Source organism: Bacillus sp. FJAT-27231, from assembly GCF_001183975.1.
In the GTDB taxonomy this organism is placed as follows: Bacteria; Bacillota; Bacilli; order Bacillales; family Domibacillaceae; genus Pseudobacillus; species Pseudobacillus wudalianchiensis.
The window spans coordinates 3,193,494-3,200,813 of record NZ_LFZU01000001.1 but is presented as its reverse complement, the minus strand read 5'-3'; the positions used below and the strand labels follow the sequence as shown (position 1 = coordinate 3,200,813).

Here is a 7,320-nt window from a genome sequence, read left to right as displayed (position 1 = left end):
TGATCAGGTAGATAGGTTCGAGGTGGAAGCGTGGCGACACGTGGAGCTGACGAATACTAATCGATCGAGGACTTAACCAACGAAAAGCAGAAGCAGCCGTTTAGACTCAGCAGACATAAGACGGACCGTCGAAGTGGCGTTCTTTGCCACACAGACGTGATGGCTTATGACCGAGAGTCTGGCTGCTGGAGCTGGACAACGCCGCACGGCGTAAAAGCAACAAACCATGGCACGGTATTGCCGGTTACTGAAACATATTATCCAGTTTTGAAGGAACAAAAAAAGCTTGCCAAACGAGAATTTTTTGTTATAATAGTAAATGTCTTAAATAGTCTGGTGGCGATAGCGAAGAGGTCACACCCGTTCCCATCCCGAACACGGAAGTTAAGCTCTTCAGCGCCGATGGTAGTGAGGGGCTTCCCCTTGTGAGAGTAGGACGTTGCCAGGCATACATATCGGAGGATTAGCTCAGCTGGGAGAGCACCTGCCTTACAAGCAGGGGGTCGGCGGTTCGAACCCGTCATCCTCCACCATACATTGTTAAAGTGTATATGCCGGTGTAGCTCAATTGGTAGAGCAACTGACTTGTAATCAGTAGGTTGGGGGTTCAAGTCCTCTTGCCGGCACCACGAAGAGCCATTAGCTCAGTCGGTAGAGCATCTGACTTTTAATCAGAGGGTCGAAGGTTCGAGTCCTTCATGGCTCACCATTTATATGCGGGTGTGGCGGAATTGGCAGACGCACCAGACTTAGGATCTGGCGCCGCAAGGCGTGGGGGTTCGACTCCCTTCACCCGCACTTACTATATTTAATAGAAGAAATGCATTTTTTGTGCGGAAGTAGTTCAGTGGTAGAACACCACCTTGCCAAGGTGGGGGTCGCGGGTTCGAATCCCGTCTTCCGCTCCATAAAATGCCGGGGTGGCGGAACTGGCAGACGCACAGGACTTAAAATCCTGCGGTAGGTGACTACCGTACCGGTTCGATTCCGGTCCTCGGCACCATTTACAAAACTAAGCGCCCGTAGCTCAATTGGATAGAGCGTTTGACTACGGATCAAAAGGTTAGGGGTTCGACTCCTCTCGGGCGCGCCATTATATAAAAGTAGCCGGGAAGTAGCTCAGCTTGGTAGAGCACTTGGTTTGGGACCAAGGGGTCGCAGGTTCGAATCCTGTCTTCCCGATATCCAGCACTGCTAGAAAGCAGTCGTCATATAAAATGGGGCCTTAGCTCAGCTGGGAGAGCGCCTGCTTTGCACGCAGGAGGTCAGCGGTTCGATCCCGCTAGGCTCCACCAAATTTAATTATTCATTTTGGCGGTGTAGCTCAGCTGGCTAGAGCGTACGGTTCATACCCGTGAGGTCGGGGGTTCGATCCCCTCCGCCGCTACTTATTGGACCTTTAGCTCAGTTGGTTAGAGCAGACGGCTCATAACCGTCCGGTCGCAGGTTCGAGTCCTGCAAGGTCCACCATTTGAATAGTCATAGTGGAGGAATACCCAAGTCTGGCTGAAGGGATCGGTCTTGAAAACCGACAGGCGGGTTAAACCGCGCGGGGGTTCGAATCCCTCTTCCTCCGCCACTATATAATGATCGTCGCGGGGTGGAGCAGTCTGGTAGCTCGTCGGGCTCATAACCCGAAGGTCGCAGGTTCAAATCCTGTCCCCGCAATCTTGGTCCGGTAGTTCAGTTGGTTAGAATGCCTGCCTGTCACGCAGGAGGTCGCGGGTTCGAGTCCCGTCCGGACCGCCATTTATACATATAACTTAAAAACTATTATAATGATGGCTCAGTAGCTCAGTCGGTAGAGCAATGGACTGAAAATCCATGTGTCGGCGGTTCGATTCCGTCCTGAGCCACCTTTTATGCGGGTGTAGTTTAATGGTAAAACCTCAGCCTTCCAAGCTGATGTCGTGGGTTCGATTCCCATCACCCGCTCCATTTTTATTTTAAATGGGCCTGTAGCTCAGCTGGTTAGAGCGCACGCCTGATAAGCGTGAGGTCGATGGTTCGAGTCCATTCAGGCCCACTTCATTCCGCAGTAGCTCAGTGGTAGAGCAATCGGCTGTTAACCGATCGGTCGCAAGTTCGAATCTTGCCTGCGGAGCCATTATTTTTACGGGGAAGTACTCAAGAGGCTGAAGAGGCGCCCCTGCTAAGGGTGTAGGTCGCGTAAGCGGCGCGAGGGTTCAAATCCCTCCTTCTCCGCCATAAAGGCCCCTTGGTCAAGCGGTTAAGACACCGCCCTTTCACGGCGGTAACACGGGTTCGAATCCCGTAGGGGTCATAAAATTGTTTCAATATAAAAAATCCACTTGTCGCTTAGACGACAAGTGGATTTTTTATTTATGATCTTCTAGATAGCTGTCTTTTTTCTTGTAAGGAATGTTTCCTAATGGTGATTCGATTCCTTCCTCATCCAATTCTTCTACATATCTTTGTTCTTTTGTAGAACGATAAAAACCTTCATGCTCACCTTCTATATCTGTTGCTGTGAAGTTCTCATATTCTTCTGTAAATCCCTCTGTTACCTCCTCTATGTCTTCGTATAAGTCATTGTAGTCTCGATGGCCTCTCGTAAAGTCAGAAGGCGTTTCTGATGTACCGTATTTTGCTGCTTCTTGAAAGCTATCTTCATAGTCTTTTATTTCCTTATCTCTATGCAAAAAATGACCATTTCCGCCTGGCTGAAGTATTTCTTCTTCTACTGGACGATCGTTAGCTATTGTTTTTTTAGGAGTATGCTCTACACAATAGAGGGAGGTTGGTACGGCTTGCAATCGCTCAAAGGAGATATCCTTGCCACATTCCAGACACTTTCCATACTGATCCTTCTCCATTGCTTCTAATGCTCTTACTACTTTTTCAAGTTCGTTGTTATGGTGATCACTTAAAGCAAGATTTTTTTCCCGTTCATGCAGCTCTGTCGCTATGTCTGCGGGATGGTTATCATACATAGAGAGTTCGCCTGTTGTGTCTCGTTCACTGCCCGCTTCAGGCTCTGTTCCTTCTCTGTCTTTATGGTGAATAAGCTGTTCTTTTTGCGTAAGCAAATCATCTTTCAGCAGCTGCTTTTGTTCTTTTGATAACATTACTTTCACATCCTTATCTCATCTACTGGACAACTATTCGAAAAGCTCTTCTTATCTTTCTTATTTCCTTTCTTTCTTTAATTGAAACATAAGATAGTGGTGTGAAAAATAACGGGTACACTAAACAGGTGATGGTCAAGGCGGTATGGTATAAATAAGGGGGAATCATTGACAGGAAGAGTTCTGGAGGTGTATCTTTAAATAGGTTTGACTAGAATGAATAACTGATTTAAGTGCAATGGAGGAGAGTTCATTGTCTACTATAAAAAGCCAGCCGATCAAAGAAGCTTTTATACAATCGATTCGTGAAAAGCAGCCTAATAAGCAAACTGCTCTATTTAGTTATGTCGAAAAAATTGATTGGATGGATTCTTTACAATTTTATAAACGCGGACGAGCTCTTTATGCGGGAGAACGTTTTTTTTGGAAAGACCGCGATGGAGAAGTGGAAATTGTCGGTTTAGGCAATATTTATACTGTTCGTAATGAGAAAAAGGATCAATCACGTTATGCAGCGGCCGAGAAAAAGTGGAATGACATGATTGAAAGTGCATTTATTCACAATTCTTTCGATGCTTACGGAATAGGGCCTGTTTTGTTTGGCGGTTTTTCTTTTGATCCAGAGCAGAGACAAGAGGAAGAATGGTCTACATTTTCATCTACCTTTTTTTATTTGCCAGAGTATATGCTGACAATATATGAAGGAGAATGTTATGTAACGACCAATGTTATTTGCCCTTCTGATGAGTTAGAAGAGCTCATTGATAAATTAGAAGTGAAAAAGGACTGTCTTCTTTCACGGGTTAACATAGAACGTTCAGAAGAGGGAACGATGTTAACTTCTCTAGAAGAGAAAGATACAGAGCAGTGGAAACAGGCAGTCGGTCAAGCAGTGAAACAAATTCGCTTAGATGGTGATTTGAAAAAGGTAGTTCTTGCCAGAAAAATTGTTGCTAATTTTGATCAAGAAATTGCTCATGATCAAGTATTAGAACGACTCATTGAACAACAGCCTGACAGCTTTATTTTTTCATTAGAAGCAATGGAATCCTGTTTTTTAGGGGCGTCCCCTGAACGATTGGTTCGTAAGCGAAACGAGATTGCTTTGTCTACATGTCTTGCTGGTTCAATTAAAAGAGGACAGAACGACATAGAGGATGCAGCATTAGGAAATGAGTTGCTTAACGATGAAAAAAATCGGATTGAGCATGATTATGTCGTTCAAATGATTAAGAAGGAAATGGAACGCTTATGCTACACGGTAAATATCCCTTCTGTTCCTGGATTAATGAAGGTACGGGACATACAACATTTATATACGCCTGTTACCGGTTTTACCGAGGAGAATCGTTCGATTTTGCAATTTGTTGAAAGGCTCCATCCGACCCCTGCACTAGGCGGACTGCCAAATGAGAAGGCACTTCCTGTTATTCGTCAGCTTGAGGGAATGGATAGAGGGTTTTATGCTGCTCCTGTCGGCTGGATGGATTATCGGAAAAATGGTGAATTTGCTGTTGCTATTCGCTCAGGCTTATTAAGCAAACAACAGGCCTTTTTATATGCAGGCTGTGGGATTGTTGCCGATTCGGAGGCGGAGAGCGAGCTAGCGGAGACACGAATTAAGCTCAGACCGATGTTGCGGGCGTTAGGAGAAATAGCTCATGAATAATAAACAAAAAGATTTAACGTTATATAACGCCCATTTCATCGATGGGCTTGTGAAAGCAGGAGTAGAAAGCGCCGTGATTAGCCCGGGTTCGCGGTCTACTCCTATGGCGCTTTTGTTAGCTGAGCACCCTGACATAAAAGTATATGTTCAGATCGATGAGCGGTCAGCCGCTTTTTTTGCCCTCGGGTTAGCGAAAGCTTCCGGAAAACCGACAGCTTTGTTATGTACATCAGGTACGGCTGCAGCTAATTACTTACCTGCTGTAGCGGAAGCAAAAAATGCGCGTATTCCGCTTATCGTGCTTACATCTGATCGGCCGCATGAGCTGAGAGAAGTAGGAGCGCCCCAATCTATTGATCAAAATCGTCTCTATGGAACCCATGCAAAGTGGTTTGCTGAGATGGCCCTGCCGGATGCAGAGGAGCATATGCTGCGTTATGTTCGGATCACAGCTGCAAAAGCCATCTATATAGCGAAGCAGTCGCCAGCTGGACCTGTCCATTTGAATTTTCCATTTCGTGAGCCTCTCCTTCCCCAATATGATGGTTTATTTGAGCGGTTAGAGACGGAAGACTTGCCGGCAATCCATCTTAGTGAAGGAATGCGTATACTTCCCAAGCAGGAGATAGAGGCACTTGCGGCTATTTTTAAGGAAAAGGAAAAAGGTTTGATTATTTGTGGGGAACAGCAATCTGAGGGATTTGAAAAAACGGTAGTGGAATTAGCTGAAAAGCTGGGCTACCCTATATTAGCAGATCCGCTGTCTGGCCTACGGAGTGGAGAGGTTCATTCTCACTTAATTATAGACAGTTATGATGCTTTTCTGCGAAATGAGAAAATCAAGCAAGAGGCTTCCTTTGATATTGTGCTTCGTTTTGGAGCGATGCCTGTATCAAAAGCCCTTACCCAATTTATTGGCAGACATGCTGCTATCGTTCATTGCGTAGTTGACAGCGGCGGTGGTTGGAGAGAGCCGATTGGAGTGGCTACTCATATGCTTGCTGCCGATGAAAGTGCTTTTTGCCAATCCTTATCCGCGCACCTGAACGAGCAAAGAGACCGAAGTTCTTGGTTGGAAAATTGGATGCACATTAATCAAGCAGCTAAAACCATTATGCAAAGTGTAGGGGAACATGCAGAACTGGATGAGGGCAAGCTGTTTTATGAGGTATTACAGCGCCTCCCTGATCAGTCGGCCTTATTTGTCGGCAATAGTATGCCTATTCGCGATTTAGATTCGTTCTTTTTCACAGACGAGCGCAGAATCCGTTTGCTGGCCAATCGGGGAGCGAATGGAATTGATGGATTAGTGTCTAGTGCGCTTGGAGCGGCAGCTGTTACTTCCCCGCTGTATTTAATTGTGGGAGATTTGTCTCTTTTCCATGATCTAAATGGTTTGTTAGCTGCTAAGTTGAATGGGATCAATATAACGGTTATTGTCATTAATAATAACGGCGGAGGCATTTTTTCTTATTTGCCGCAGGCGGGAGAACAGAAGCACTTTGAATTGCTGTTTGGCACTCCAGCAGATCTTGATTTTTCTCATGCAGCGAAACTTTATGGGGGAGATTATGAGCGGGTGACAGATTTAGCTTCTTTAGACAACAGTATGGCTAAAGCAGCTAAAGCGGGTGGTTTACTCATTATTGAAGCTATTACCGATCGAGCAAAAAATGTAGTGGCTCACCGCGAATTATGGGAGAAAGTTTCCCAGGAAATGAATAAATTGACGGCAGGTGAGGGCTTTTGGAAATAGAAGTCCACGGCTGCCGATATTATGTTGAAGTAAGCGGCAAAGGAAAACCTTTGCTATTATTGCACGGATTTACTGGGAATGTAGACACTTGGACAGAAACGATCGCATATTTAAGAGATCATTACCTGTGTGTAACGGTTGACATTATTGGCCATGGGAAAAGCAGCTGTCCGGCAGATGAAGAAAGATACAAGATTGAGTTAGCAGCCCGAGATATGATCGAGCTCATGAACAAGCTAGGTTATGCTAAGTTTCATCTGTTAGGCTATTCCATGGGAGGAAGGCTGGCGCTTACAATGGCTGCCTTATTTCCAGACGCTGTCGAATCTTTGTTGCTAGAGAGTGCCTCTCCCGGTTTAAAAACGGAGGAGGAACGCTTACAGCGCAGAAAAGGAGACGCCGCTCTTGCTGAGAGAATAGAGCGGGAAGGAATGGAAGCCTTCATCGATTACTGGCAGGAGATTTCCTTATTTGCGACACAGCGTACATTGCCAAGTGTACAGCGAGAAGCGATCAGACAGCAGCGGTTACAGAATTCTGTTAAGGGGCTTAGCAGCTCGTTAAAGGGGATGGGAACAGGTTCGCAGCCCTCTTGGTGGGAAGCTCTGCCCAGGCTTTCTATGCCGGTGCTGTTGATCACTGGCACAGAGGATAAAAAGTTTACAAAGATTGCTGCTGAAATGGCTCAGTTGCTTCCTTCAGCTGTGTGGAAAGAAATAAACAGAGCAGGGCATGCGATTCATGTGGAAGATTCCGCGAAGTTTGGTACAATAATAAAGGAGTTTTTATCCCATACATAATAAGGA

At 45.7% G+C, this 7,320-nt stretch carries 4 protein-coding genes, 20 tRNA genes and 1 rRNA gene; 24 read left to right on the top strand and 1 reads right to left on the bottom strand.

What is annotated here, in order from left to right; genetic code table 11:
• Positions 1-332 precede the first annotated feature (332 nt).
• The 21 genes from rrf (at position 333) to AC623_RS15320 (ending at position 2,284) form a co-directional block, all read left to right on the top strand.
• Positions 333-448 (top strand): 5S ribosomal RNA (gene rrf / locus AC623_RS15420).
• A gap of 9 nt (positions 449-457) precedes the next feature.
• Positions 458-533: transfer RNA gene (locus AC623_RS15415), tRNA-Val, on the top strand.
• Positions 534-553: 20 nt separating this feature from the next.
• Positions 554-629, top strand: a tRNA-Thr gene (locus tag AC623_RS15410).
• 4 nt (positions 630-633) lie between these two features.
• Positions 634-709, top strand: a tRNA-Lys gene (locus AC623_RS15405).
• A 7-nt stretch (positions 710-716) separates the two neighbouring features.
• Positions 717-798, top strand: a tRNA-Leu gene (locus AC623_RS15400).
• Between the two features lie 35 nt (positions 799-833).
• Positions 834-908, top strand: a tRNA-Gly gene (locus AC623_RS15395).
• Between the two features lie 6 nt (positions 909-914).
• Positions 915-1,003, top strand: a tRNA-Leu gene (locus AC623_RS15390).
• A gap of 13 nt (positions 1,004-1,016) precedes the next feature.
• A tRNA-Arg gene (locus AC623_RS15385) sits at positions 1,017-1,093 on the top strand.
• Positions 1,094-1,108: 15 nt separating this feature from the next.
• Positions 1,109-1,182: transfer RNA gene (locus AC623_RS15380), tRNA-Pro, on the top strand.
• Between the two features lie 37 nt (positions 1,183-1,219).
• Positions 1,220-1,295: transfer RNA gene (locus tag AC623_RS15375), tRNA-Ala, on the top strand.
• 18 nt (positions 1,296-1,313) lie between these two features.
• Positions 1,314-1,387, top strand: a tRNA-Met gene (locus tag AC623_RS15370).
• Positions 1,388-1,393: 6 nt separating this feature from the next.
• A tRNA-Ile gene (locus AC623_RS15365) sits at positions 1,394-1,470 on the top strand.
• A 16-nt stretch (positions 1,471-1,486) separates the two neighbouring features.
• Positions 1,487-1,579, top strand: a tRNA-Ser gene (locus tag AC623_RS15360).
• A 15-nt stretch (positions 1,580-1,594) separates the two neighbouring features.
• A tRNA-Met gene (locus tag AC623_RS15355) sits at positions 1,595-1,668 on the top strand.
• A gap of 4 nt (positions 1,669-1,672) precedes the next feature.
• Positions 1,673-1,749, top strand: a tRNA-Asp gene (locus tag AC623_RS15350).
• Positions 1,750-1,783: 34 nt separating this feature from the next.
• A tRNA-Phe gene (locus tag AC623_RS15345) sits at positions 1,784-1,856 on the top strand.
• A gap of 8 nt (positions 1,857-1,864) precedes the next feature.
• A tRNA-Gly gene (locus AC623_RS15340) sits at positions 1,865-1,938 on the top strand.
• Positions 1,939-1,952: 14 nt separating this feature from the next.
• Positions 1,953-2,026: transfer RNA gene (locus tag AC623_RS15335), tRNA-Ile, on the top strand.
• A 6-nt stretch (positions 2,027-2,032) separates the two neighbouring features.
• Positions 2,033-2,107: transfer RNA gene (locus AC623_RS15330), tRNA-Asn, on the top strand.
• 10 nt (positions 2,108-2,117) lie between these two features.
• Positions 2,118-2,208: transfer RNA gene (locus AC623_RS15325), tRNA-Ser, on the top strand.
• A gap of 4 nt (positions 2,209-2,212) precedes the next feature.
• Positions 2,213-2,284: transfer RNA gene (locus AC623_RS15320), tRNA-Glu, on the top strand.
• A gap of 55 nt (positions 2,285-2,339) precedes the next feature.
• Here the strand turns inward: AC623_RS15320 and AC623_RS15315 are convergent.
• Positions 2,340-3,089: a TraR/DksA C4-type zinc finger protein gene (locus AC623_RS15315; RefSeq protein ID WP_049663919.1), complete on the bottom strand. Its 750-nt coding sequence runs from the start codon at positions 3,087-3,089 to the stop codon at positions 2,340-2,342.
• Between the two features lie 253 nt (positions 3,090-3,342).
• On the opposite strand from AC623_RS15315, the gene AC623_RS15310 reads away from it, so the two are divergent.
• From AC623_RS15310 to menH, 3 genes are read left to right on the top strand one after another with little or no spacing between them, the layout of a single operon-like run.
• Positions 3,343-4,758 carry an isochorismate synthase gene (locus AC623_RS15310; protein ID WP_049663918.1) on the top strand — a complete coding sequence of 472 codons (1,416 nt, stop codon included), beginning with the start codon at positions 3,343-3,345 and terminating at the stop codon, positions 4,756-4,758.
• Complete coding sequence (gene menD / locus AC623_RS15305; RefSeq protein ID WP_049663916.1) at positions 4,751-6,514, top strand: 2-succinyl-5-enolpyruvyl-6-hydroxy-3-cyclohexene-1-carboxylic-acid synthase; 1,764 nt, start codon at positions 4,751-4,753, stop codon at positions 6,512-6,514. Before AC623_RS15310 ends, menD begins: the two co-directional genes overlap by 8 nt.
• A complete protein-coding gene (menH, locus tag AC623_RS15300; protein ID WP_442853540.1) occupies positions 6,505-7,314 on the top strand; it encodes a 2-succinyl-6-hydroxy-2,4-cyclohexadiene-1-carboxylate synthase in 810 nt (269 codons plus the stop codon). The genes menD and menH overlap by 10 nt, the downstream gene beginning before the upstream one ends.
• Positions 7,315-7,320 lie beyond the last annotated feature (6 nt).

What these genes read in the sequence shown, in the direction of transcription:
- menD (WP_049663916.1), top strand. Translation starts at nt 4,751, where the DNA reads ATGAATAATAAACAAAAAGATTTAACGTTATATAACGCCCATTTCATC.
- AC623_RS15315 (WP_049663919.1), bottom strand. Translation starts at nt 3,089, where the DNA reads ATGTTATCAAAAGAACAAAAGCAGCTGCTGAAAGATGATTTGCTTACG.